At 39.7% G+C, this 24,831-nt stretch carries 21 protein-coding genes; 13 read left to right on the top strand and 8 right to left on the bottom strand.

The annotated features are described in order from the left end of the window. The first annotated feature begins 10 nt into the window (after positions 1-10). On the top strand, positions 11-625 hold the full coding sequence (locus ATS72_RS08250) for a fumarylacetoacetate hydrolase family protein (RefSeq protein ID WP_058430251.1): 615 nt from the start codon (positions 11-13) through the stop codon (positions 623-625). Here ATS72_RS08250 and ATS72_RS08245 read toward each other — a convergent pair. The 3 genes from ATS72_RS08245 to ATS72_RS08235 form a co-directional block, all read right to left on the bottom strand. Further along, the gene (locus ATS72_RS08245; protein ID WP_058430252.1) at positions 582-1,505 is read right to left on the bottom strand and encodes a hypothetical protein; all 924 of its coding nucleotides are present in this window, start codon (positions 1,503-1,505) and stop codon (positions 582-584) included. The two genes, ATS72_RS08250 and ATS72_RS08245, sit on opposite strands and share 44 nt — an antisense overlap. A gap of 129 nt (positions 1,506-1,634) precedes the next feature. Then, a complete protein-coding gene (locus tag ATS72_RS08240; RefSeq protein WP_039038417.1) occupies positions 1,635-2,687 on the bottom strand; it encodes an aldo/keto reductase in 1,053 nt (350 codons plus the stop codon). Positions 2,688-2,696: 9 nt separating this feature from the next. Beyond that, a complete protein-coding gene (locus ATS72_RS08235; protein ID WP_006793666.1) occupies positions 2,697-3,131 on the bottom strand; it encodes an acyl-CoA thioesterase in 435 nt (144 codons plus the stop codon). A gap of 145 nt (positions 3,132-3,276) precedes the next feature. Here ATS72_RS08235 and ATS72_RS18840 point away from each other — a divergent pair, with 145 nt between their 5' ends. The 3 genes from ATS72_RS18840 (at position 3,277) to ATS72_RS08225 (ending at position 6,231) form a co-directional block, all read left to right on the top strand. Then, positions 3,277-3,453 carry a hypothetical protein gene (locus ATS72_RS18840; RefSeq protein WP_006793665.1) on the top strand — a complete coding sequence of 59 codons (177 nt, stop codon included), beginning with the start codon at positions 3,277-3,279 and terminating at the stop codon, positions 3,451-3,453. Between the two features lie 73 nt (positions 3,454-3,526). Beyond that, positions 3,527-4,579, top strand: a complete 1,053-nt coding sequence (gene dinB, locus ATS72_RS08230) for a DNA polymerase IV (protein ID WP_058430253.1) — start codon at positions 3,527-3,529, stop codon at positions 4,577-4,579. A 116-nt stretch (positions 4,580-4,695) separates the two neighbouring features. Then, positions 4,696-6,231: a M17 family metallopeptidase gene (locus ATS72_RS08225; protein WP_058430254.1), complete on the top strand. Its 1,536-nt coding sequence runs from the start codon at positions 4,696-4,698 to the stop codon at positions 6,229-6,231. A 52-nt stretch (positions 6,232-6,283) separates the two neighbouring features. On the opposite strand, the gene ATS72_RS08220 is transcribed toward ATS72_RS08225, so the two are convergent. Both ATS72_RS08220 and ATS72_RS08215 read right to left on the bottom strand, forming a co-directional pair. Then, a complete protein-coding gene (locus ATS72_RS08220; RefSeq protein WP_058430255.1) occupies positions 6,284-7,921 on the bottom strand; it encodes a methyl-accepting chemotaxis protein in 1,638 nt (545 codons plus the stop codon). Positions 7,922-8,122: 201 nt separating this feature from the next. Beyond that, positions 8,123-10,348 carry a S9 family peptidase gene (locus ATS72_RS08215; RefSeq protein WP_058430256.1) on the bottom strand — a complete coding sequence of 742 codons (2,226 nt, stop codon included), beginning with the start codon at positions 10,346-10,348 and terminating at the stop codon, positions 8,123-8,125. A gap of 113 nt (positions 10,349-10,461) precedes the next feature. Between ATS72_RS08215 and ATS72_RS08210 the strand changes: the two genes are divergently transcribed. Continuing rightward, positions 10,462-10,860, top strand: coding sequence for an HIT domain-containing protein (locus ATS72_RS08210; protein ID WP_008126549.1), 399 nt, complete (start codon positions 10,462-10,464; stop codon positions 10,858-10,860). Between the two features lie 32 nt (positions 10,861-10,892). Continuing rightward, positions 10,893-11,420, top strand: a complete 528-nt coding sequence (locus ATS72_RS08205) for a fused DSP-PTPase phosphatase/NAD kinase-like protein (protein ID WP_058430257.1) — start codon at positions 10,893-10,895, stop codon at positions 11,418-11,420. A gap of 41 nt (positions 11,421-11,461) precedes the next feature. Here ATS72_RS08205 and ATS72_RS08200 read toward each other — a convergent pair whose 3' ends face one another. Beyond that, the gene (locus tag ATS72_RS08200; protein ID WP_058430258.1) at positions 11,462-13,150 is read right to left on the bottom strand and encodes a dipeptidyl-peptidase 3 family protein; all 1,689 of its coding nucleotides are present in this window, start codon (positions 13,148-13,150) and stop codon (positions 11,462-11,464) included. Between the two features lie 289 nt (positions 13,151-13,439). Here ATS72_RS08200 and ATS72_RS08195 point away from each other — a divergent pair, with 289 nt between their 5' ends. Further along, a complete protein-coding gene (locus tag ATS72_RS08195; protein ID WP_008126555.1) occupies positions 13,440-14,279 on the top strand; it encodes an HDOD domain-containing protein in 840 nt (279 codons plus the stop codon). A gap of 71 nt (positions 14,280-14,350) precedes the next feature. Here ATS72_RS08195 and rdgC read toward each other — a convergent pair whose 3' ends face one another. Further along, complete coding sequence (gene rdgC, locus ATS72_RS08190; RefSeq protein ID WP_006794279.1) at positions 14,351-15,268, bottom strand: recombination-associated protein RdgC; 918 nt, start codon at positions 15,266-15,268, stop codon at positions 14,351-14,353. Positions 15,269-15,352: 84 nt separating this feature from the next. Further along, positions 15,353-17,119, bottom strand: a complete 1,767-nt coding sequence (locus ATS72_RS08185; protein ID WP_010557802.1) for an ATP-binding protein — start codon at positions 17,117-17,119, stop codon at positions 15,353-15,355. Between the two features lie 385 nt (positions 17,120-17,504). Here ATS72_RS08185 and ATS72_RS08180 point away from each other — a divergent pair, with 385 nt between their 5' ends. The 6 genes from ATS72_RS08180 to nrdR all read left to right on the top strand — a co-directional run bounded on the left by ATS72_RS08180 (position 17,505) and on the right by nrdR (position 24,829). Then, a complete protein-coding gene (locus tag ATS72_RS08180) occupies positions 17,505-17,870 on the top strand; it encodes a response regulator (RefSeq protein WP_006794277.1) in 366 nt (121 codons plus the stop codon). 228 nt (positions 17,871-18,098) lie between these two features. Beyond that, complete coding sequence (gene thrA, locus ATS72_RS08175; protein WP_058430259.1) at positions 18,099-20,516, top strand: bifunctional aspartate kinase/homoserine dehydrogenase I; 2,418 nt, start codon at positions 18,099-18,101, stop codon at positions 20,514-20,516. 9 nt (positions 20,517-20,525) lie between these two features. Then, on the top strand, positions 20,526-21,461 hold the full coding sequence (gene thrB / locus ATS72_RS08170; protein WP_058430260.1) for a homoserine kinase: 936 nt from the start codon (positions 20,526-20,528) through the stop codon (positions 21,459-21,461). 11 nt (positions 21,462-21,472) lie between these two features. Continuing rightward, positions 21,473-22,756: a threonine synthase gene (thrC, locus tag ATS72_RS08165; RefSeq protein WP_058430261.1), complete on the top strand. Its 1,284-nt coding sequence runs from the start codon at positions 21,473-21,475 to the stop codon at positions 22,754-22,756. A 269-nt stretch (positions 22,757-23,025) separates the two neighbouring features. Further along, positions 23,026-24,282, top strand: coding sequence for a serine hydroxymethyltransferase (glyA, locus tag ATS72_RS08160; protein WP_006794273.1), 1,257 nt, complete (start codon positions 23,026-23,028; stop codon positions 24,280-24,282). A 97-nt stretch (positions 24,283-24,379) separates the two neighbouring features. Beyond that, the gene (nrdR, locus tag ATS72_RS08155) at positions 24,380-24,829 is read left to right on the top strand and encodes a transcriptional regulator NrdR (protein WP_006794272.1); all 450 of its coding nucleotides are present in this window, start codon (positions 24,380-24,382) and stop codon (positions 24,827-24,829) included. Positions 24,830-24,831: the final 2 nt, after the last annotated feature.

Here is a 24,831-nt window from a genome sequence, read left to right as displayed (position 1 = left end):
TTTAAATTATATGCAGTTTATAACACTAGACTCTGAAAGATTAACGCCTTCAAAAGTCGTCTGCGTTGGCAGGAATTATACGGCCCACATTGCAGAGTTAAATAACGAAACTCCCGATGAAATGGTGTTATTTAATAAACCTAACAGCGCAATTACACACACTCTAAGAGCTCAGCATAATGGCGATGTTTTGCACTACGAGACAGAGTTATGCTTTGTAGTAAAAAACAGAAAATTTGTAGGTGTTGGTCTTGGGCTTGATTTAACAAAACGCACCGTACAAAGTAAACTAAAAAATAAAGGATTACCATGGGAGCGCGCAAAGGCGTTTGATGGCTCTGTTGTTTTTAGTGAGTTTGTTGCATTAAGTGGCAGCGTACATGACTTTAAATTTGAGTTAAAAATTAACGGCGCCGTTATTCAGCAAGGCGATACTCACTTCATGCTAAGTAAACCCGATGCTATTTTACAAGAAATCAGCGAGTTTATGAGCTTAGACGATGGTGACGTAGTCATGACTGGTACGCCTTCAGGTGTTGGTGAAGTGGCTGAAAACAGTACTTTTTCTGTTGCTCTGTACGCTAATGAACAGTGTTTGATTGAGCATCAGTGGCAGGTAGCTTAAAGTTAATAACCTGCTGTTGATAGTGTTTGTTGAAGTCAGCAAAACTAGAGTTTAAAAAAGTATGCTGACTTTTTATGTACTCAGGTGACTGTAAAATGGTTGTTTTTAATGCATTGTTAATCTTTTTTATTGCTTGGGTTGCAAAGTTATTTTTTGCTTTTACAGCACAGCCTATGGCACCACGTATAAAGCCAGTCTCCTCTTCAGCCAAAGGGATACTGGTTATGTTATTAAACCTTCCTTGTTTATTAAAGTAGTCAGCCATAAATGGGTAATCAATAGAGTAGTCTAAAAAGCCACGGCTTAAGCGCGCAATCACTGCTTGGCTTTCGTTTTCGCTACTCCAACTAAATGACGAGCTATTATTAAGTTTTGTATTGCTAATAATTGTGTTTATTCTATTTGAAAATTTGCGTGCCGCGGCTTGGCCGTAAATGTAGTTTTGATCGGCTAATAAATTAATTAAATTAATTGGTAAGCCGTGTTTTTTTGTTAATTTTGGGGCTAATTCTGTGGTTGTTAATACGGAGAATGGCGGGTAGACAGTGGTTGGGTTTGATAGTTTGAGTATGTGATTATTTTGTTTTTTATAAATAACACATGGAAAGCATACATTTTTACCTTCATTTAAATATTTATTTATACGCTGCTGTGGCACAACAAGCCGTGTATGCTTTACATCAGTAATTGTGTTAATTAGTTGCTCTGTTAAGTTGTCACAAAGCCCACCTTGTGGCGCTTTATCGCTTTTAGTTATGTGAAAAGGAGGTGTGTAACTTTGTAGCCAAATTATTTCTTTAATGGGCTCAGCTTGCTTAGTTTTGCCAAGTGCTGTGAACGATGAAAATAACAAACTAATTATTAATACGCGTTTTACCATTGCATAGACTTTCTTTAAAAAGTAATACTTTTAGTATAGATAGTAATTAACAATAATAAACAATCATTTTTTATTAGTTAAAAAGGCAGGTAGTGATTTACCTGCTTTTATACTTTTAAAAAACTAAAGTTAGTAAGGCATAGGATAGTTTTTGAAAATAGTCCCTATGCTCGTTAAGGTTTCGTCGTTTAAAGTGATATTAAAAGCGTCTATGTCTTCTTTTAACTGCGCCATAGTTGTGGCGCCAATTATAGAAGACGTTACTCCATCTACCTGATTACACCACGCAAGAGCAAGTTGTGCTGGCGTCATATTGTTTGCATGTGCAAGCTCTGCATATAGCTTGGTTGCTTGTTGGGCATTAGGGGTATCTCTAAAAATACCATTACGTTGTGCGAAGCTCCACCGCGAGCCTTTTGGACGAGCACCCTCTAGGTATTTACCTGTTAGCAAACCGGCTGCTAAAGGTGACCAAGGTAGGTAAGCAATATCTTCGTGTACACATTGCTCAATTAAATAGGGCCAGTCTTTAGCATGGGCTAAGCTAAATTCATTTTGAATAGACACCATGCGTGGCAAGTTGTGCTCTTTTGCCAAACTTACAAACTGGCTAATCCCCCAAGGTGTATCATCAGACAGTCCGCAATGTTTAATTTTGCCCGCTTTAACACAGTCGTTAAGGCCTTCTAAAATATCAAGCATGCCAGCTTGGTGAGCTTGTGTATCTACATCACTAAATTTAAGTATTCCTGGCCACTGCCTTGCAAAATGCGGTGTTGAACGATTAGGCCAATGTAATTGGTACAAATCAATATAATCGGTTTGCAAGCGCTTAAGGGAATTATCAACCGCCTCTATAACTGCTTGGCGGGTTATATCGCCACCTTCTCGTACCCACGATAGGCCATTACCCGCTACTTTTGTTGCCAGTACTATGTCGCTTCGTTTTTGTTGATTACGAGAAAGCCAGTCGCCAATAATTTGCTCTGTTTTACCGTAGGTTTCAGGCGAGGGAGGTACGGCATACATTTCAGCTGTATCAATAAAATTTACGCCACGCTCTAATGCATAGGCTATTTGATCGTCTGCGTCGCGTTGAGTGTTTTGAACGCCCCAAGTCATACTGCCTAGACAGACTCTTGAAACGTTAACCCCGCTGCTACCAAGTGGGCTGTATTGCATAGGAATTCCTTATGACTCGTCTTGTGCGTATTTTAGTAAGGCTGATAAAAGTGGTTCTGTAATGGGGGCTTTTGCACCCGTTTTAAAATCAAACATCACTACTTTTGATGTGCCCGTGGTGGTTATCGCACTTTGTGCGTGACTAAATACACTGTAATTCATTACAAACCGGTCGGTTTTAATATCTGAAATAGTGACCCCAACAGTTAGAGTGTCGGGAAAGGTAACGGGGCGCTTATAGCGAATAGTATTTTCACTTATAACAGGGCCAACTCCACCGGGTTTAATGGTGTCGAATAAGTTTAGTTTATTTAAAAAGTCTATTCGGGCTATTTCAAAATAACGCAGGTATACCACGTTGTTAACGTGCTGAAGGGCATCCATGTCGGCCCATGCTACAGTGATGTCGGTATGAATAGGGTGATTATCTTTGAACCTTTGCATGTACTTATAGCTCTTAACTTTAAAGCACTTAGATTATCAATATGAACTAGTGAGCTCAAGGGAATTTATAATTAGGTGGTTTTAAAAAACTTTGTAACCAATTGATTTTGGTATACAGTTAAAAAACACACACAGGAGCACACACATGCAAAATATAATTAATTGGTTATTAGCTAGTTTAGTTTTTATAGCGTCGTTTACCTGTTATGCAATGGGTAACGCCTCTGGTGCTATTATTCTTATTTTGGCGGGGTTCTTTTTTGAAGTTTTGCTTTGGCTACGAAGTATGAAAGAGCAAGAAAGCACTAAACGTCTTTTTTAATTGCCACTGAGCTTGATTATAAATAGGGATTACATAATAATGACTGTATAAATAAACAGTCTTTATTGTGGTGATGAAAAAGTTTATACACATAGATATGGACTGCTTTTATGCGGCGGTAGAAATGCGAGACAACCCAAAGCTCGCAAATTTACCGCTTGCTATTGGCGGCAACAGTCGGCGTGGCGTGTTATCTACCGCTAACTATATAGCCAGAGAGTTCGGCGTGCGCTCTGCGATGTCTAATTACCATGCTAAGCAATTATGTCCCGATTTGGTTATTGTGCCCGGACGTATGGCTGTTTATAAAGAAATATCGAGCCAAATACGCGAAGTATTTAGTCGTTACACCCACCTTGTAGAACCACTTTCTCTTGACGAAGCCTACCTTGATGTTACTGACAGCAAAGCGTGTAAAGGCAGTGCGACACTCATTGCTCAGCAAATAAGAGCTGATATATACAACGCAACAGGGCTAACCGCTTCTGCAGGTGTGGCCCCAGTTAAATTTATTGCCAAAATAGCCAGTGACGAAAATAAGCCAAATGGCCAATTTGTTGTACTGCCTGATGAGATTGACCCATTTTTAGAACAGCTGCCGCTAGGAAAAATTCCCGGTGTGGGTAAAGTCACATTAGAGAGATTAAATCTTAAAGGGCTTTATACAGGGAAAGATGTGCGTGAAAAAGGGGTGAACTGGATGCAGCAACACGTTGGTAATTTTGGTGTGTCGCTTTATCAAAAATGTGCGGGAGAATACATTGGTAGCGTTTCAACCGAGCGAATACGTAAGTCTTTAAGTGTTGAGCATACCTACGAATACAATAAAACCAGTCTGCAAGAATGCTTGGATCAGATCCCTAGCTTAATAGATGAATTAACGCGTAGGCTTGATAAGCAACAATTACAAAATCGTATTAATAAATTAAGTGTAAAAGTGAAGTTTGCTAATTTTGTGGTGACCTCAGCCGATCAGGCTTATCATCAATTAAATACCGAAATTTTTGTTCAGTTACTTACTAAAGCGTATCAACGTGGTTTGCAGCAACCTGTTAGGTTATTAGGCATTGGCGTCGGTATTAAAAGCCAGCCTGAGCATAATTTACAATTGAGTATTTTGGATTGATGCGTGACGCTTTTACAAAGCGTTTTAGATAAATTAAACGCTTATCGCATCTTACTGGTCTTCAATATACAAATCGACGATAATAAAGGTCTATGTTTTTAACAGGATCTGTATTTATGGCATACCCTAAAGCTGTGTTAGCTCAATTAACAAGCGCTAGTCTTGAATGTGCATCACATGACGCACTGATCATCATAAGTGATGACTTTTCTAAATTACCTAATAATTCTCTTCGCGATGCCGTTTTAGCTCAGTCAAAAATTGATTCGCGCATTGGCAAGCAGGTAACCTTACTTGTTATTGAAAATAAGCGTGTAATTTTAGCGCCAACGGGGCCGCTAAATAGAGACTACGACGATGTTCGTCGTTATTTTGATGCCGCTAAACTGGCAATCAATGAAGCCAAGTTATCAGGTAGTGTTAATCCAGCCTTGTTTTTACCAAGTTTGTCCGGCGATAGGCGTTATCAGCATTCATTAGAAGTTTCATTTTTAGGTATGTGCCAAGCACTTTGGCAGCCTTTAGAAGCGCGTGAGTACCACGGCGAAGAGATTGAGCCGATAGCCACTATTGGGTTAATTAATGCCAGTTCACAAACAGTTAAAGCTGTTAATGCTATTGCGGCTGGGCAGTATGCTGCTCGTGATTTATGTGGTACCGAGCCTGAGCGCATGGCGCCACCTCGCTTTGCTGATTATTGTGTTGATTTATTTAAAGGCACAAATATAGCCGTTGATGTAATAGACGATATTACGGCTATTGATAAAAATTACCCTATGTTAAGTACTGTTGCGCGTGCATCTTATGCGGTTGAGCGTCATCATCCACGAGTTGTGAAGCTTGAGTATGTGCCTGAGGGCGAAGTTACCCGCACTCTTATGTTTGTTGGTAAAGGCCTAGTTTACGATACCGGCGGTGCAGATCTAAAAGTGGGTGGTTATATGGCGGGTATGAGCCGTGACAAAGGCGGTGCTGCCTCGGTTGCAGGGTTTATGAAAGCCGTGGCTGACTACCAACCAGAAGGTGTGAAGGTTATTGCTTACCTAGCGGTTGTGCGTAATTCAATTGGGTCTGACTGTTTTGTACCTGATGAGATAATTACAAGCCGTGAAGGTGTGCGCGTACGTATTGGTAACACGGATGCTGAAGGGCGCTTGGCAATGGGTGATCTACTAAGCGAAATGAAAGATTTAGCTAAAACAGAGGTTAACCCTACATTATTTACCGTTGCAACGCTTACAGGTCATGCCGCAAGAGCAATGGGCCCTTATGGTGCCTATGTAGAAAATGGCCCAGCAAGGCTTGCTAAAGTTTCGCGCCAGATTGCTGATTGTGGCGATTTATGGGCTGATGGTGCAGAAGTATCGCGATCGCGCCGTGAAGATTACGACTTTATAAAGCCACGTACGTTGGCGGATGATGTGCTTTCAAGTAACAACGCAGCTTCTGCAGTAACGGCACGTGGTCACCAATTCCCTATGGCGTTTTTAGCTGTTGTTGGCGGGTTAGACAAGCACGGAACAGACTCTACACAGCCGTTGCCATACGTGCATATGGATATTGCCGGTAGTGGTGTTGAAGGTGGTGATTGGCAACATGGCAAACCAACAGCCGCATCTGTTGCTAGTTTATTTGCCTGTTACTGCTTATAAACAGTTAACTACTTAAATGAAAAAGCCCTGTTCAACAGGGCTTTTTTTTTACTTAGTTTAATTTGAATCGATTAACAATAGATGAAAGTTCGGTACTACTTTGTTTGAGCTTGTCACTGGCACTATTGAGCTGCTTGGTATTATCTAACGATTGCTCAGTTGATTGAGATAAATCGTTTATGCGCAGGTTCACCTCATCTGCAGCTTGAGTTTGCTGCTCTGTTGCACGTGCAATTTGGCTGTTCATTTCAGTGATAACAGATACGAGTCGTTCAATTTCATTGAGTGAGTTATTTGCAGAGGATGCCTGTTCAACGGTTGAGACAGAAAGCGTTTGGCTGGCTTTAACTGCGTCTACAGCCGCTCGGGTGCCTTCTTGTAGTTTACTGATCATTGATTGAATTTCGTCAGTGCTTTGTCCTGTTCTACTGGCAAGCGTACGTACTTCATCGGCAACGACTGCAAAGCCTCGACCATGCTCACCAGCACGTGCGGCTTCAATCGCAGCATTAAGCGCGAGTAGGTTTGTTTGTTCAGAAATACTTCTAATTACATCCAGTACAGAGCCTATGTTCTGACTTTCATTTGCTAAGTCTTCTGTTACACGACTTACTGTCTCGATGTTTGCCGAGAGTGTTTCTATGGCGGTTATTGTTTCTGCGACTACGTGTTTACCCGTTGATGCGTTATGTGCCGCATCATTAGCGGCTTGCTCTGCGGCTTCTGCGTTGCTGCTCACATCATGTATTTGATGGGTCATTTGCTCCATTGCCGCTGCAACTTGTGTCGAGCTGTCGTTTTGTAGCTCTATGAATGATTGGCTAGTTTTTGTTGAGTCATCAACGGTATGGGCGTGTTCGTTAACATCGTTTGCGCTTTGCGATACATGTACCAACGATTCACGCATTTTTGAAACAAATAAATTAAATGAATGCGATAGCTTCGAAATTTCATCGTTACCTTCTTCATTTAAAGTGCGGGTTAAGTCGCCTTCACCCTGCGAAATATCTTTCATCATGTTGGCGGCAAGTCGCGTTGGTAGTAATACACTGCGCCCTATAAAGTAACTAAACACAATAACAGCTATGATCATCACTACGGCGTTTAAAATAATAAGGTTACGTTGAGACGAAAAAGCAGCATCTATGGTATCTAAATATACACCTGAGCCAATTATCCACAGCCATTGGTTAAACCCTTTTACAAAGGCAACTTTATCAACGGGTTGTTCTTCACCGGGTTTTGGCCACTTGTAAGGAATAAAGCCTTCGCCATTTTTTTTAGTAATATTAACCATTTCAACAAACAACGCTTTACCGTCTGGATCTTTATTGTTAGTTAAATCTTTACCTTCAAGGGCGGGTTTTATTGGGTGCATTACCATTTCTGGTTGGTAGTTGTTTATCCAAAAATAATTAGTTTTATCGTAGCGAAGGGCACGTATTGCACTTATTGCCTGCGTTTGTGCCTGCTGCTGTGTGAGTGTATTGTTTTGTTCGAGTGTGTAAAAGTGTTCAATAATACTATAAGCGGTTTCCACTACATTTTGTGTTTTTAGGTATTGTTCGTATTTAAGGGCTTTATATTGGTTATTTAAGCTAGAAACACTCAACACAATTAAGCCAAAAATAACAATGCCAACCAACATAGCAAAACGCTGAAAAATACTAAAACGTCGAAGATTAAGCATGTGCGTATCCTTTATTTATTTGCACAAAAAAGTGCATCAAATAAGTTTAGTAAAAATATGCGTTTAATCTAGGGCTAGTTTATATTTCGAGGTTAAATTTAAAGCTGTATTTGAGGCATTTAACTAAGGCTGAGTTTAAGACTCTTTTTAAATAAAAAAGGCTGATTATAAAATCAGCCTTAATAAGTTAGTTACTGTTTGTTATTTAACATCAAAATGACGGTTAAAGAAATTTGTAATAGTTTGGTGTAAATGAGTTTGAACTTGCTTACCGCGCAAGCTATGTTTTGAACCTGGGTAGGTCATCATTTCAAACTGTTTTTCACTGTCTTGTAATTGTTTAAATAGTTTTGTTGCATGAGTAAACAATACATTGTCGTCTGCCATACCGTGATAAATCATTAGTGGTCCCTTAAGACCATCGGTATATGGAAATACTGCGCTAGCTTCATAACCTTTTGCATTTGTATCAGGGTGACCTAAATAACGCTCTGTGTAATGAGTGTCGTATAATGCCCAATCAGTTACCGGAGCTCCTGATACACCGGCAGTAAAGTAGTCACCAGCTTTAAACATGGTCATAAGCGCCATATAGCCACCGTAGCTATGGCCGTAAATACCAATGCGTTTAGCATCTACGTAGTCAAGTGTACGTAAAAATTCCACGCCTTTAATTTGGTCGCTTACTTCAACGTTACCTAGGTTTTTGTATATAGCGTCTTCAAACTTTTTACCACGGTTGTACGAACCACGGTTATCAAGTTGAAAAATTACATAACCTTGCTGCGCCATATATTGAAAGTATAAATTTTTGCTGCGCCAGCTGTTTGTAACGCGTTGAGCATGCGGGCCGCCGTATACGTTAACAATGACTGGGTGCTTTTTACCTGCACTCATATTAGTTGGTTTGAATAAGCGGTAATGCATTATTTGTCCATCGTCGGCTTTTAACGTGCCGTACTCAGGTGTTGCTAAATTGCTCAAATAAGGTGTAAGTGGGTGGCTGTTATCTAGCTTGTTTTCTTCAAGCCAAGTAATAAATTCGCCGTTAACTTTACGCAGTGCTGCCGACTTAGGCTTATTAACAGAAGAACTTGTGTCAATAAAGGTTTTATTATCTTTTGCTAGCACTACGTTGTGGTACTGGCCTTCTTCAGTAATTCGTTTAGAGTCACCTTTTTTAAATAAAGGTGCGCTGTATAAGTGGCTTTCAAGTGGTGTGTCTTTTCTGCCAGCAAAGTACACAATGCCTTTTTTCTCATCAATGCCTTTTAGGCTATCAACAGCCCAGTCACCCGATGTAATTTGACGAACTAATTGTCCATTTGTGCGGTAAAGATAAAGGTGTTTAAACCCATCACGCTCAGAAGCCCACACAAAGTGTTTTTTGTCTTTTAAAAAAACGAGGTCAAAATGTAGGTTGATCCATGTATCGCTGTTTTCGGTTAGGGCTACTTTTTGCTGTTTAGACTCAGAGTCATAAAAGCGAAGTTCGAGTGTTTGTTGCGAACGGTTTTGCCACTGGTAAGAAAGTGTTTTGCTGTCTTTTAACCATTTAGCGCGTGCAATGTAAATATCTTCGTCTTTACCTAAATCAATCCAATCAACATGTTGATTGTTTAATTTAACCACACCGAGTTGAATTTTAACGTTGTCGGTACCGGTAAATGGATAACGTTGATTAAATAGCTTTACTTCGTCAGCGTATATTTCGTTGCGAATAGCTTCTTTAACAGGTGACTCATCAACACGTGTATAAGCAATTTTAGTTTCATCGCCCGACCACCAGTAGCCAGTCATGCGGCTCATTTCTTCTTGCGCTACAAATTCGGCCATACCATTTTTAATAACGCCGCCACCGTCTTGGCTTAATTGAATTTCTTCACCTGAATTAAGAGCTAACGCGTATAGGTTTTGTTCGCGTATAAACGATACATAGTTTCCTTTTGGCGAAAAGCGTGCATCGGTTTCAAATGCATCTGTGTTAGTTAGCTTTTTACTTTTAGCTGAGGCTAAGTCGTAGTAGTACAGATCGCCATTAAGCGGAAATAAAAGTGCTTTGCCATCGGTTGACCATGTGTATTCTAGAATACCTTTGCCAAAAATACGTTGGCGTTCGCGGCGTGCTTTTTCTTCGTCTGATAGGTTTTCAGGGCCAGAAAATAATTCGGCTGAATCGACCAATACACGATTAGTGTTATCTTCTAAGTTGTATTCCCACAAATCGTAGCGGTTGTAGTCGTCAGTTTTACCCTGTAGGTAAGTTACACGGCTTCCATCAGGTGAGAATTTAAGTTGAACGGGAGATTTACCTGAAAGGCTTGGGTCATCAAAAATGCGTTCTAGCGATAAAGGTTTTGCTTGAACACTGATAGCGCCCACAATCAGTGGTACAGCGAGTGAGAGGTGTTTTATTTTTTTTAGCACAAGGTTACCTTAGCTCAGTATAAATATTATTTTGAATGGTAAAGCCAAGCGTGTGCAACTGCAACTAAATGCTATAAAGTAGCAATTATTAAAGATTAACAAGGAAAAACACAATGACAGATAGCGACTTTGAACTGGCCGTTGAACTTAAACGAGATTGTATAGAGTTAGCCGATTGGCCTCTGTGCAAGGTGCTTTTATTAAACGATAGCCTGTACCCATGGTTTGTATTAGTGCCAAGGCAAGCTGGTTTAAAAGAAATCATCGACTTATCTGAAGACGATCAAGTAGTGTATTTAAAAGAGTCTGCAAAACTAAGTAAGTTACTTATTGAGGTTTTTAACCCAGATAAATTAAACGTCGCGGCTTTAGGGAATATGGTGCCGCAATTACACATTCATCATATTGCACGATTTAAAACTGATAAAGCGTGGCCTGCGCCAATATGGGGTAAGTTTGCGGCAGTCCCTTACACTGAAGAACAAATAGAAAAAATAAAAGCACGTTTTTAAAAGCGAAAACATTTACACAAGTGAGGAATAATATGAAATTACTTAAAACCCTGAGTACTAGCTTATTTATTATTGCGCTATCGGGCGGTTATGTTACAGCTACTGAGCCGCTAAATAATACTGAGGTTGTAAAAAAGGCAGATATTAAGAACTTTGCTGCTCATAGCAACCTTGTGTATTCGGCTGCGCAGCCTAGTAAAGAGCAATTAAAGCAATTGTCTAAAGCAGATGTGAAGCACGTTATAAATTTACGTGGAGCAAATGAACAAGATTGGGATGAAGGCGAGTTTGTTCAGGCGCTTGGTATGGATTATCACGCATTACCTATTTCTGGCGCGCAAGATATTACAGTAGAAAATGCCCGCAACTTAGCCAGTTTACTTAAAAAGCTAAACGGTGAGCCAGTTTTGGTTCATTGTGCAAGTAGTAATCGGGTCGGTGCTTTAATCGCTATATCAGCCCATGAAGACGGATTAAGCGTTGACGAAGCACTCGATAAAGGAAGACGTTGGGGGATGAAAAGCCTTGAATCTAAAGTGCGTGATGTTATAAGCAAATAAAAATAAAGGCGTTACAAGGTTAACTGTAACGCCTTTTAGTTTTAGTTAAGACCAAGTACGTCTTTACCTTGTTTAAAGGTCACATCTACAGGGATGTTTGCTTGGCTTAGTTTTTCTAAATCTTTGGTGAGAGACCCTTTAATATCACCGTGGGTTGCAATCAGCTGGTCGACTTTTTGGTAATCGCCGTCACCTTGCAAAGTTAAAATTAGACGAGAAAGCTTCGCCATAGCAATACTCATTTTTTCCATATTAACGCGGTAAAAGCCTTCTTCATTTTTAGAAAATGCGCCTTCTTGTGCAAAAAAGTTAAAGCGAATCATATTTGCTTTACCGTGTGCACTTGACGCGCCAAAGCGCACTGAGCGGAAAATACCGGCCATAAAAGTAATGTAGTAATCTTCAATGGTTCCTTCGCTGATTTCGCCTTTATTTAATAATTGCTCAACCATGTATAAACCTAAAATGTCGGCTTTACCTTCTTCAAGTGCGCTTGCGTGCTCTTGTAATGATTGGCGAACCGTTCCTTTACCCGTAATGGTATTTTTAATACCTAAACCATGCGCTACTTCATGGAACATGGTGTTTGCAAAAAAAGCATCAAAGGTAATGTGCTTTCGTTGTTCAGGCACGATTAACTGCTCTGAAATAGGCACTAAAATTTTATCAAATTTAGCGCGCATAGCATTTTTAAGTTGTAGGCGGCGCGTGCCTTTTTCTAACTGTACCAGTTCATCGTTAGGTAAGTTGATTGCAATGGTTTTGCTGCCTGCATTTGAATGACCTGCATAATAAACAACGTCGTAGGCATTTAAGTCAGCATCTGAACCAGGTACTTCGTGTTTGTATTTGTCATCAACAGGTAAACCTTTTTGAAGTTCAGGCAAAAAGGCTGCAAACTTGGCAAGACGTTCGCTCCACTTTAAATCTTTGATTAATACATAAGATTCATAGGCAGTACGGTAGCCAAATAGTTGATCTTCGTAAGTTTCAATTGGTCCAATAACAACATCAATGGGGTTGTTTTTCATGTCCATCCACGCAAAATCAGAAACCTGAAAGTCATCTTTTTGCAGCGCGTCCGCACGAAGATTTAAGTAATTTGCAAACTCTTTATTGTCGGCAAGTTTGCTGGCTTGGCGAAGAAGATCGGCTGCCTTTGCAAGTTCTGTTGCGTACTCTTTTGAGTAAGGCACGCTGTAAAGCTTGCCTTGTTCGTCGCGTTTGATAATTGAGTATAAGCCTGTTTTGTCTTCAACGTCTGCGTTGTTAAGCTCTTCTTTAGTTATATCCGCTGGGTAAAACTGCGCACCTAGTGGCTTTTCTTTATAGCCTGAAAGAAACGTTTCATCGCCATTTAAACGATCCCACGGGCCGTAGTTTATGTCAGCAAATTTGCGAATTTGTTGATCGGTTAGCTTTGCTAAAAATGTCTCTTTATCTTCACCAAATGCTTGTTTCCAAAATAAGGCATCCATTATTTTTGACGCATCTATAAGGATGGCAATCATTGCTTTTTGATTGTCACTCAAGTGTGATAAATCGCTTTGTAAGCTAAAGTCGGTGTATATATTTAAGCGTTGTTCATCAACATTAATAAGCTCAGGCCCCATTACTTTTACGGGTGTTTGCGATGTGGTCTCGGCAGGTGACGAAGGTTTATCTGAACACGCACTCAGAAAAACAACACCAGAGAGTAAAATGGCTTGGCTAATTTTATTTAAGATCATTATTTTGCCTATTTAAAAGTTAATTTAATGATAAGTAGATGCTTGTTGGGAGGCTCGTTGACGGCACGCTACTATATTGTGCCAGCATTAAAGCAAACCTAAACAGTAAATAGCAAGTATTAGGCGGTGTATGGGCAATAGTGTCGTTGAAAATGAGAGACAGAAATAAAGTTATAAAATTTTCTTAACTTTAACGGTAAGTTAGGCAATACTGATTGTAAGTTCATTATTATAAAAATTAACTGTTGTAGCGTGTAGTAATATTACAACTAAAAAGGATGACTGCTTTATGTCTACAGAGAATGCATTATTAACAATATTAGTTGATAGAATAAATAACGATACGCTTGTATTACCTACACTCCCTGAGGTTGCGATTAAAGTTCGCCAAGCTGCAGACGATCCTGAAGTTAATTTGATGCAAATGTCGGAAGTTATTTCACAAGACCCTTCGTTATCTGCTCGTATGATCAAAGTGGCTAATAGTGCAATCATGGGACGTGCGGTTAAGGTATCTACCTTACATCAAGCAGTCACCCGTATTGGATTGCGTCAAATTAAAAATATAGCGACAGCGATGGCAATGGAACAACTATTTGTTTCTAACAACGACCTTATTAAAGGCTATATGGGTAAGGCGTGGCAAAAAACATTAACGGTGGCGAGTCATTCCATTACGTTAATGGAGTTTTATTTACAAAATAATAAACGTACCTCGTTAAACCGCGACTCAATTACCTTAGCTGCCTTAGTTTATAATATTGGTGTGCTGCCTATTTTAACTGAGGCTGAGCGTCACCCTGAAGTGTTTGCAAATCCTAGCTTTTTAGCACATGCCATTCAAAAGCTAAGTGGTAAAATTGGGTCATCAATCATGGATGCGTGGGAATTTCCCGCAGAGTTCTCAGATGTAGCTTTAAGCTGGGCAGATCCAAGCTATAAACCAGAACAAATAAGTTATGTAGATTTTATTCGAATTGGGGCTATTTTAGAGGGGACTTTACAGGTATCTGATAAATCAGCTGCTTTACAAACGTATATAGATAAAGGTGTTATTTCATCTATGCAGTTGTTCTCAAGCGATGAATACAACGAGATGCTTGTAGATGTAAAAGACATGTTTAGCTAATTAAGTCTTAAATTTAGCGCAATAAAAAAGCACGATTTAATCGTGCTTTTTTATTGCCATTAAACTTTCGGTTATGGATTGGCTAAATCATCTGCATCGCCTAAACCTTGGGTTAGCTCTTCTAACAATTGTTTAATTTCTTCTGATGCTAAAATGAAGTCAGCATCAAGTTTTACTGCCATATCTTCTTTAGGTATGTCAGCGTTTTCTTCTTTCAGTGTATCTGAATAACTTAGACGTTTAATTGAACCATCATTTTGAAGCATGAATTTAACACGTTCTTGCCAATCGAGGGCAAGCTTGGTAACGCGTTTACCACTTTCAAGATGTGATTTAACTTCATCACATGACAAGTCATGGCCTTTTAATTTAACTTGCGCGCCACTGTCATCAGCTTCTTCAAGCTCAGCGTCAGAACCAATTGCAAAGCCTTCAGGTGTACTGAAGTTAGTTAGCCAATCAGTTAAAAAGACATCAAGGTCATAATTTGCAAATGCAGGCACAACTGGAAGCGTACCTAACGATTTACGTAACAGTGCTAACAGCTCTTCAGCTTTATTAAAGCTTGCACTATTAACCACAACCCAACCGTTTTCTTGGTCAATAAATGCAAATTGTAAGCTCGACTTTTTAAATGCTTGCGGAAGTAGGGTGTGAAGAATATTTTCTTTAAGTTCGTCTTTTTCTTTCTTTTTAACGGGTCGGTTTTCTTCAGCTTCGATTTGGTCAACTTTTTCGGCAACTAATTCGTTGATGACTGATGCCGGTAATACTTTTTCTTCGCGTTTAGCACACACTAAAATACTTTTTTGAGAGAAGTGAGAAAGTGCTTCGCTATGCTTTCCAAATGCTTTCGTCCAGCCAAATGTAGAGAGCTCTTGACCTGTGCAAGGACGAAATAAATCTTGTTCTAATGCTTTATCAAAGTCTTCTTGTGTGTACGAAACATCTTGTTTAAAGCGGTAACAAATAAGGTTACTAAACCACATAGGGGAGATAATCCATCTGAAAAATTTGCTCAATCATAGCAATAAAAGTCGCTCCTCGAAATGACTGATTAACGACTATTTGAATTAGCTTTGATTGAATATAGACAGAGGCTTAGCCATATTTTTAGGAAATTGTATAAAATAGTGCAATCCTTGGCCTGGCTCGCTTGTCGCTTCAATTGAGCCGCTTAGTGTCTGTTTAACTAAATTAAACATTATGTGAGTGCCCAAACCACTACCACCTTCATCGCGTTTGGTGGTGAAAAACGGATTGAATAATTTTTCAAGCTGCTCAGCGGTGACTCCGTTGCCGTTGTCTTTGTAGTTAATGGTTAGGTTGGTTTCGTCACTTGTGATGTTAATGTCCATAACACCATTGTCTTTACCTTCAAAACCATGAATGAGTGAGTTAACAATGAGATTAGTAAATATTTGGCTTATGGCGCCGGCTGGCAAATTTAATACTAGGTCATCAGGGCACTGTAGATTAATAGTGTGCGATGTTTTTTTCAATTTAGGGTGAAGCGATCGTATTACTTCATTTACATAATCTTTAAAGTTTATGGTACGCACAGCCTCACTGGCTTGGTCTACAGCAATTTGCTTAAAACTTGCAATAAGGTCAGAGGCTCTATCTAAGTTTGTTGTAAGCAAGCTTGTGCTTTGCTTCGCTTCGTTAATAAACTCTTCCAACGCCTTAGGGGAAAGTGTTTTTTCAGCATAGGCACTTTCTAACTTATTTAAACGCTCCTCTAAAAATGATACTGCAGTAACGCCGATGCCTATAGGCGTGTTTATGTCGTGTGTAATACCTGCAACGAGGCCGCCTAGTGCCGCCATTTTTTCTGTACCAACGAGTCGCTCTTGAGCCAGTTTTAATTCATCAATATAGCGTTGAGATTCCGCTTGTTTGGTGATCAGTTCTTTTTCGGTACTGCGGCGAAGGTCTACCTCATCTGTTAATACTATTTTTTGTTTTTCTAATTCATATTTTTGCTGTTGTAATTCCATCATTGCTTGACTTAAGTTAGACGTTTTACGAGCAACATCCTGCTCTAATTGTATGTTATGTTGGTCTAACTTCTCGTTGCTAACAATTAATTTATTTTGAGTTCGTTCAAGCTCTTTTCTGTACTGAACCACCTTATCGATTAAGTTATTAAAAGAGTGTTCCATTACCTTAAGCTCATTGTGTTCTTCGGTCTCAATTTCGATGTGCTGTCCCTCTAGCTCATCGAGTTGCAGGTTTTCAATTTGTTCGGTGAGCTGATAAAGCGGGTCGGTAAGTAGCTTTCTAAAGGCCATTAAAAATAAGATAATTAAAAATGTAGTCTTAATCATGGCATTACCAATCAAAAAGTAGATTGATACCATTATTCTGCTTAATACAACTTCTCGACTTGAAAATAACGTAACATCACCGACTTGTGTGGCTCGTCCTGAAAATTCGAATATAAGTGGGAATGTATACCCAAACAAGCCTGATTTAGAGTCTTCTAGCATGGCTTCTTCTTGGACAAGTTGCTGGCTATAGAGTTTATGAATATCTAAAGAGCGACCAAGCTGCGAAATAACTTCACCACTGTCATCACGCACTATGATCCCTTCTATCATGGGGATAGCGAGTAGCCCTTCTGCGGTGGTGATTGTTTGTTTTGTATTAAGCTCCCAAATAGCTCGTGTTAAGCTACGGCTGAAGGTTTTTTGTAAGGTTGCTAATTCATCTTTTATGTAATCTTTAGTGTTTAAATACTCAGCAAGCACCTGCCCGCATGTCACTACAAAGGTAAGCAAAAAATAGACCGATAACACACTGGTCAGTAATCTTTTAGAAAGGCTTTTCTGTAGCATGAGAGGTCAACAATTCCTTGAGATATAATTAAGTATTTACACTACTATTTAAAATTTAGTCAATAAATGCTTAAAAACAAATAATAAATGATTTATTTTATGATAAATAAGGGCTGATTTTTGCTTTTATTTGCCACATACTAACTGCTTAAGAGTGTTTGTATATTATTGATTAACTGGTTTTTGTTTGTTTTTTATACTTTTAAGTAATAATAAACTATCCCTTTTGGCTTGTTAAGTTTATTCAATAATAGATTGTTACAAAATGTGGACAAAAAGCCCAGGTATTATGTTATAAAAATAGGTACTATTACCCGAGATATGAGCTTACCAACGACAGCCGCCCTTAACGACATTAATTATGCTTATTTAGTAGTTTTATAATATGAATTTTTCTATTTTAGTGTGTGATGACTCAACAGTTGCACGAAAACAAGTAATCAGATGTTTGCAACAGTGTATAGATGCAGATATTCAGCAAGCTACAAATGGCGCACAAGCTATTGAATTACTAAAAACTAACCGTTTTGATTTGCTATGTTTGGATTTAACTATGCCTGAGATTGACGGCGTTGGCGTTCTTGAATACATAAAAACAAACAAGATTGAGTGTTTTGTACTTGTGATTTCTGCTGATATACAAGAGAAAATGAAATTACGTGTAGCCCAGTTAGGTGCTATCGATTTTATTAATAAACCAATAGATAAAACAAGAATGGACAATATTTTGCATAAATTTGGCATTCATTAGGTTTTTTTATATCGAAAAAGGCTGTTTTATCTTTTAATTTGCACTTGACAGCATAGCCTTTGTTAAGGCAGTCTTACCCCATGAAAACAATTAATCGCGTACTGACCATTATTATTACAACCACCATTCTTTCTGGATAGTGGCATAGGTCGGTGCAACAAATTTAAAGGCCTGTGTTCACTTAGAGCACAGGCCTTTTTTCGTCTTATGGGATGAGGAACATAAACAATGCGCGTTTTAAAATTTGGTGGATCATCACTTGCCGACTTTGCCTGCCTTGAGCAGGTAGCTCAATTAGTTAAAGCACAATTAAAAGATGAAATGCTTTTGGTATTATCGGCGCCCGGTGGAATGACCGACTCACTAGTTGCTCTAGCGAGTTCGGCAGAACAAGGCCAAGACTTTAGCTCTTTATGGGAGGCTTTAACGAGTCGTTGTAACGAGCTAAAAGCAGCCGTAGAAAAAGGGTATGGCCCAATTGACCACTGGCCAAATTTTGAAGAACTAAAAAATAAGCTTGATGGTGTATCTTTAATTAAGTGCTGCCCCGATCAAGTGCGTGCGTTTGTTATAAGCTTTGGCGAACGAGTGAGTGTGTCGCTTATGCAGCGCTTATTAAACTCACATAAGGCGGTTTATTTAGAGGCGATAAGTTGCGTTGCATCAACAGGTGGTTTTATTGATGCTGAAGTTGATTTAGTTGCAAGTAAAACGCGTTTTCAAGCGGCATTGAAAGAAAAGCCAGCCACGATTTATATTATGCCCGGTTTTACAGCAAGCAACGATAAAGGCGAGCTTACAACACTGGGGCGCAATGGATCTGATTACTCAGCGGCTATTGCAGCGGCGTGTTTAGAGGCAGATGTTTGCCAAATTTGGACTGATGTTGATGGTGTTTACAGCGCAGATCCTCGTTATATCAAAAAAGCCACTAAAGTTGACTTTTTGTCATACAAAGAGGCAATGGAGCTTTCTTACTTTGGCGCTAAAGTACTTCACCCAAAAACTATTTTGCCTTGTGCCAAAGCGGGTGTGCCGTGTGAAATAAAAAATACGCATAACCCTGATGCCCAAGGGTCGCTAATCGGAAATGACTTTTCATCAGACGAGCCTGTAAAAGCAATTTCAAGCCTGCAAGATTTAGCTATGCTGACTGTCTCGGGTCCAGGAATGAAAGGCAAAGTAGGCATGGCCTCTAAAGTTTTTAATGCGCTTGCCCACGATAACGTATCTATAGTGTTGATCACGCAATCGTCGTGTGAATTTAGCATTAGCTTTTGTGTACATGAGAGCGACTTAGCCCTTGCTTTAACTGCTTTACAAACAGCGTTTGAGCTTGAATCTCAAGCAGGTTTAATTGAGCCTGTTCAAGTACAGCGTAATTTAGCCATAGTAACGCTTGTGGGTGATAACATGCGCGCACACCGTGGTTTAGCCGCTAAGTTTTTTGCATCCCTTTCTCAAGCACAAGTAAATATTGTGGCAATTGCACAAGATTCTACTGAAAGTGCTATTTCAGCTGTGATTGACGGTGAGTTATGTAACGACGCAGTGAAAATATGCCATGAGAACTTTTTCACGCATGTGCCTTCAATTGATGTGTTTTTACTAGGGTGTGGCTTAGTAGGGCAAGAACTGATATCTCAATTAGAGCGCCAACAAGCATGGCTTGAAAAGCGTAACATTAAACTTAATTTGTACGGCGTTGCTAACTCTCGTCAGTTACATCTTGATAGCGAGGGTATCGCCTTTAGTGATTGGCAGCAAAAATTAGCAGTATCAGAGCAGTCATTTGACCTAAAACTCGTTGAGCAATTTGTTAAGCAAAACCATTTAGTCAATCCTGTGCTGGTGGATTGTACATCGTCTGATGCACTTGCAGCGCAATATGTTGACTTTTTAAATGCGGGTTTTCATGTTGTTGCAGCCAATAAAAAAGCAACAACCAGCTCATATACGTATTATCAAGATTTAATTGCTGCTACACAAAAAAATAACCGCAAGTTTTTATACGAAACAAACGTAGGTGCAGGCCTTCCTGTTATCGATAATTTGCAGTCTTTATTTGGTGCAGGAGATGAATTATTAGAATTTAGCGGTATTTTATCGGGCTCATTGTCATACATGTTCGGTGCTTTGCAAGATGGTTTATCACTGTCAGAGGCAACCATTAAAGCAAAAGAAAGTGGTTTTACAGAGCCAGACCCTCGTGATGATTTATCGGGAACTGATGTTGCGCGTAAGTTGTTAATTATTGCACGTGAAGCCGGTATGAAATTAGAGCTAACCGACATTGAAGTAGAGTCGGTATTACCACAAGGGTTTGCCGAAGGAGACAGTATTGATGAGTTTATGGCAAAATTACCTAGCTTAGACGCTGACTTTAACGCACGTATTGAGCAAGCGGCAAGTGAAGGGAAAGTTCTTCGTTACGTTGGCACAATTAAAGAAGGCCACTGTAAAGTAGGTATTGAGGCTGTTGATTCATCACATGCGCTTAATGTTATTCGCGATGGTGAAAATGCGCTTGCAATTTTAAGTCAATACTACCAACCACGTCCTTTTGTAATTCGTGGTTACGGCGCTGGCTCTGAAGTAACTGCTGCAGGTGTATTTGCAGACGTTTTAAAAACATTATCGCGCTAGGAGTCGAAAATGATTGAAGTATATGCGCCTGCATCTATTGGTAATTTTGCAGTTGGATTTGATGCGCTAGGTGCTGCTCTTGCGCCAATTGATGGTAGTTTATTGGGGGATGTAGCACTTGTTAGCGCAGCCCCTAGTGATGAGTTTGTTTGTTCAGGCGAATATGCTCATAAATTACCAAGCGATGCGAAAGAAAACTTAGCATATCAGTGTTTAGTGCACTTTAGAGCTCATGTCGCACCAGATATGCCAACGGTAAAGCTAGAGCTTAAAAAAAACCTGCCAATTGGTTCTGGGTTAGGATCGAGCGCTTGTTCGGTGGTTGCTACATTTGCAGCGCTTGATAAGTTTGCAAAAACACAGCTAAGTCAAGTACAGCTAATTGAGTTGATGGCAGATTTTGAAGCAGTTGTAAGTGGCGGACGCCATTACGATAACATTACGCCCTGTTATTTGGGCGGTTTGCAGCTAACTGGCGATTTAATTCCTAATAAATCTATAGAACTACCTGTTGATGAAAACTGGTATTACGTTGCGGCGTTTCCAGGCTTTTCACTTAATACGGCAAAAGCGCGTTCTGTTTTGCCAAAAGATCTTAGCATGCATGCAAGCGTTGAGTTTGCGCAGCGTTTATCATCTTTTAGTAGCTTGTTATTAACAGCACGTTTTGACGATGCATTAAGTATAATGAAAGACGAAATAGCAGAACCTTACCGTGCACCGCTTATTACTGGTTTTAGCGAGGCGAAAGCAAGTTTACCCGCACTTGGAGCTGAGGTAGTTAGTATTTCAGGCGCAGGGCCTACCTTATTTACTGTATGTAAAACACTTGAAGCGGCCGAGCAATGCGCTAAATGGTTAAAAGATAATTATATAAATGAGCAAGGTTTTTGCCATATTTGTAAGTTAGATAACGACGGCACGCGTCAATTAAATGTTTTATAGGATTAGAAGTCATGCAATTACATAATTTAAAAGATAACTCACAAAAAGTGTCGTTTGTTGAAGCAGTAAAAACAGGACTTGGGCGTAACCAAGGTGTGTTTTTTCCTGAGTCGTTAGCGCCTATGGCTGATGTTGACGCATTACTTGATATGGATTTTGTTACGCGCAGTAGCAAAATTTTATCACATTTAATTGGTGATGAGTTGCCAAGTAGCACTGTTGCCGACATGGTTAAAAATGCGTTTAATTTTCCAGTTAAGTTAGTCGAGGTAGAAGAAAATACCTATTGTTTGGAGCTATTTCATGGTCCTACGCTTGCCTTTAAAGATTTTGGTGGGCGCTTTATGGCTGAATGCTTAGCGCAGTTTAACCAAGGTGAAAAAGTAACTATTTTAACAGCAACATCAGGTGATACAGGTGCAGCGGTTGCGCATGCATTTTACAATAAACCAAACATTGATGTGGTTATTCTTTATCCTAAAGGAAAAATTTCACTTGCTCAGCAAAAGCTATTTACTACATTAGGTGGCAATATTCATTGTTACGCGGTTGATGGCAGTTTTGACGATTGCCAAGAACTTGTAAAAAAGTCGTTTTTAGATGAAGAAGTTAAATCTACACTTGGCTTAAATTCAGCAAATTCGATAAACATAAGCCGCTTAGTCGCTCAGGTATGTTATTACTTTGAAGCGATTGCACAACTGCCAAAAGAAAAGCGTGCAACAGCACATATTTCTGTACCAAGCGGTAACTTTGGTAATGTATGCGCCGCAATGATTGGCGCTGTAATAGGGTTGCCAGTTGAAAAGTTAAGTGCAACAACAAACCAAAACGACACAGTTCCTCGTTTTATACTTGATAAAAATTGGTTGCCTAATGCAACGCTTGAATCGCTTTCAAATGCGATGGACGTGAGTAAGCCGAATAACTGGCCACGTGTGCAAACTATGTTGGACAACAACTGGTTTAGTTACGACCACTTTTACTCAATTAGTGTTGACGAAGAAAACACCCAAACGGTGATGAAAAATATTCATCAAACAGGGTATGTTGCAGAGCCACATACAGCAATTGCCTACCAAGGTTTAGTTAATAACCGAGCACCGGGTGCTGCGGGGATCTTTTTAGCAACTGCACATCCAGCTAAATTTAAAGAAAGTGTAGAAGGTATACTAAATATTGAACTTGATATGCCAAAGCCATTGAGCGATGCATTGGCTAAACCATGTCTTGCAAGCGACATAAACGCTGATTACGACGCTTTGCGTACAGAAATACTGGCTAAGTTAGCTTAAATATTAAGTAAACACGAAAGCGGCTATGGCCGCTTTTTTTGCACATTTTAAACCGTGAAATAGCTTTGTTAATTAACTAATTAAATGTAATAAATAAAAAACATTTAAAATAATTATGTAAGTTATTTAAAAATATCATCTTAAAAAGGGTGTGAAATAGTTTCAATCCCTGATTAAATATCCTCAACTTAAGAACGTAGGCAAAGTGCGGTTTTAAGCGTACAATATAGCCTCTAAAAAATACCATACACGTTGCCCAGGAGCCCCCAATGTTAGAACGTAGCATGAATATTTCGGACTTTGATCCAGAGTTATTTGACGCGATGAGTAAAGAAACATCACGTCAAGAAGAGCACATTGAGTTAATTGCATCTGAAAACTACTGTAGCCCACGCGTACTTGAAGCACAGGGTTCTCAACTTACTAACAAATATGCGGAAGGTTATCCTGGCAAGCGTTACTACGGTGGCTGTGAGCACGTAGACGTGGTTGAGCAATTAGCTATTGACCGTGCAAACGAATTGTTTGGTACTGACTACGCAAACGTTCAGCCGCATGCAGGTTCGCAAGCCAATGCCGCTGTTTTCCAAGCCTTATTAAGCCCGCTTGATACCGTACTTGGCATGAGCCTAGCACACGGTGGCCATTTAACTCATGGTTCACACGTAAACTTTTCAGGTAAAACATATAACGCAATTCAGTATGGCCTAAACGAAGAGACTGGCGAAATTGATTACGCACAAGTTGAAGCGTTAGCACTAGAGCACAAGCCAAAAATGATTATCGCAGGTTTTTCTGCTTATTCAGGTATTGTTGATTGGGCTAAGTTTCGCGAAATTGCAGACAAAGTAGATGCTTACTTGTTTGTTGATATGGCGCATGTTGCAGGTTTAATTGCTGCGGGTGTTTACCCAAGCCCAGTACCATTTGCACATGTTGTTACTACAACAACGCATAAAACATTAGCGGGCCCTCGTGGCGGTTTAATTATTTCTGCATGTGGCGACGAAGCAATTTACAAAAAGCTTAACAGTGCTGTATTCCCTGGTGGCCAAGGTGGTCCTTTATGTCACGTTATTGCTGCAAAAGCAGTGGCATTCAAAGAAGCTTTACAACCAGAGTTTAAAGAATACCAAACACAAGTTGTTAAAAATGCGCAAGCAATGGTTAGCGTATTACAAGAGCGTGGCTACAAAGTTGTTTCTGGTAAAACAGACAATCACTTGTTCTTACTTGATTTAATCGATAAAGATATTACGGGTAAAGATGCTGATGCAGCATTAGGTAATGCGAACATTACGGTTAACAAAAACTCAGTTCCTAATGATCCGCGTTCTCCGTTTGTAACGTCTGGCTTACGCATTGGTTCTCCTGCAATCACGCGCCGTGGTTTCAAAGAGGCTGAATCTAAAGAGCTTGCTGGCTGGATTTGTGATGTACTAGACAACATTGCTGATGAGTCTGTTCAAGCGCAAGTCAAAGAAAAAGTGAAAGCAATTTGTGCAAAACTACCTGTTTACGCTTAATAAAGTAAAACGGTAATTTAGATCACATAAGCAATCATGCTATTATAAAAGCCGCTTTTTAGCGGCTTTTTTGTTTTTAAAACGGATACCTTTAGTTATGCATTGCCCATTTTGTACAGCAAAAGACACCAAAGTTATAGATTCCCGCCTTGTTGGCGGTGGCCATCAAGTTCGCCGCCGTCGTGAATGTAACGATTGCCATGAACGTTTCACCACGTTTGAAGGGGCAGAGCTGGTTATGCCGCGTGTTGTAAAACAAGACGGCAGTCGCGAACCATTTAATGAAGATAAGTTACTAAATGGTTTAAATCGTGCGCTTGAGAAGCGCCCCGTCAGTACAGAACAAGTTGATGAAGTAGTAAATATAATAAAGTCGCAATTACGCGCAACGGGTGAGCGAGAAATTTCGAGCCATTTAGTGGGTGAATGCATTATGGAAGCGCTTAAAAAACTAGATAAAGTCGCTTATGTAAGATTTGCGTCAGTATATCGCTCGTTTGAGGATATACGAGAGTTTGGCGAAGAAATTGCCCGTTTAGGGGAATAAGC

The organism is Pseudoalteromonas sp. 13-15 (assembly GCF_001468205.2).
GTDB lineage: Bacteria > Pseudomonadota > Gammaproteobacteria > Enterobacterales > Alteromonadaceae > Pseudoalteromonas > Pseudoalteromonas marina.
Note: the sequence above shows the minus strand (reverse complement) of the source record. Positions and strands in the feature narration are given on the sequence as shown.

Excerpts from the sequence above, each read along its gene's own strand:
- ATS72_RS08250 (WP_058430251.1), top strand. The coding sequence starts at position 11 with ATGCAGTTTATAACACTAGACTCTGAAAGATTAACGCCTTCAAAAGTC.
- ATS72_RS08245 (WP_058430252.1), bottom strand. The coding sequence starts at position 1,505 with ATGGTAAAACGCGTATTAATAATTAGTTTGTTATTTTCATCGTTCACA.
- ATS72_RS08240 (WP_039038417.1), bottom strand. The coding sequence starts at position 2,687 with ATGCAATACAGCCCACTTGGTAGCAGCGGGGTTAACGTTTCAAGAGTC.
- ATS72_RS08235 (WP_006793666.1), bottom strand. The coding sequence starts at position 3,131 with ATGCAAAGGTTCAAAGATAATCACCCTATTCATACCGACATCACTGTA.
- ATS72_RS18840 (WP_006793665.1), top strand. The coding sequence starts at position 3,277 with ATGCAAAATATAATTAATTGGTTATTAGCTAGTTTAGTTTTTATAGCG.
- dinB (WP_058430253.1), top strand. The coding sequence starts at position 3,527 with ATGAAAAAGTTTATACACATAGATATGGACTGCTTTTATGCGGCGGTA.
- ATS72_RS08225 (WP_058430254.1), top strand. The coding sequence starts at position 4,696 with ATGGCATACCCTAAAGCTGTGTTAGCTCAATTAACAAGCGCTAGTCTT.
- ATS72_RS08220 (WP_058430255.1), bottom strand. The coding sequence starts at position 7,921 with ATGCTTAATCTTCGACGTTTTAGTATTTTTCAGCGTTTTGCTATGTTG.
- ATS72_RS08210 (WP_008126549.1), top strand. The coding sequence starts at position 10,462 with ATGACAGATAGCGACTTTGAACTGGCCGTTGAACTTAAACGAGATTGT.
- ATS72_RS08205 (WP_058430257.1), top strand. The coding sequence starts at position 10,893 with ATGAAATTACTTAAAACCCTGAGTACTAGCTTATTTATTATTGCGCTA.
- ATS72_RS08200 (WP_058430258.1), bottom strand. The coding sequence starts at position 13,150 with ATGATCTTAAATAAAATTAGCCAAGCCATTTTACTCTCTGGTGTTGTT.
- ATS72_RS08195 (WP_008126555.1), top strand. The coding sequence starts at position 13,440 with ATGTCTACAGAGAATGCATTATTAACAATATTAGTTGATAGAATAAAT.
- rdgC (WP_006794279.1), bottom strand. The coding sequence starts at position 15,268 with ATGTGGTTTAGTAACCTTATTTGTTACCGCTTTAAACAAGATGTTTCG.
- ATS72_RS08185 (WP_010557802.1), bottom strand. The coding sequence starts at position 17,119 with ATGCTACAGAAAAGCCTTTCTAAAAGATTACTGACCAGTGTGTTATCG.
- ATS72_RS08180 (WP_006794277.1), top strand. The coding sequence starts at position 17,505 with ATGAATTTTTCTATTTTAGTGTGTGATGACTCAACAGTTGCACGAAAA.
- thrA (WP_058430259.1), top strand. The coding sequence starts at position 18,099 with ATGCGCGTTTTAAAATTTGGTGGATCATCACTTGCCGACTTTGCCTGC.
- thrB (WP_058430260.1), top strand. The coding sequence starts at position 20,526 with ATGATTGAAGTATATGCGCCTGCATCTATTGGTAATTTTGCAGTTGGA.
- thrC (WP_058430261.1), top strand. The coding sequence starts at position 21,473 with ATGCAATTACATAATTTAAAAGATAACTCACAAAAAGTGTCGTTTGTT.
- glyA (WP_006794273.1), top strand. The coding sequence starts at position 23,026 with ATGTTAGAACGTAGCATGAATATTTCGGACTTTGATCCAGAGTTATTT.
- nrdR (WP_006794272.1), top strand. The coding sequence starts at position 24,380 with ATGCATTGCCCATTTTGTACAGCAAAAGACACCAAAGTTATAGATTCC.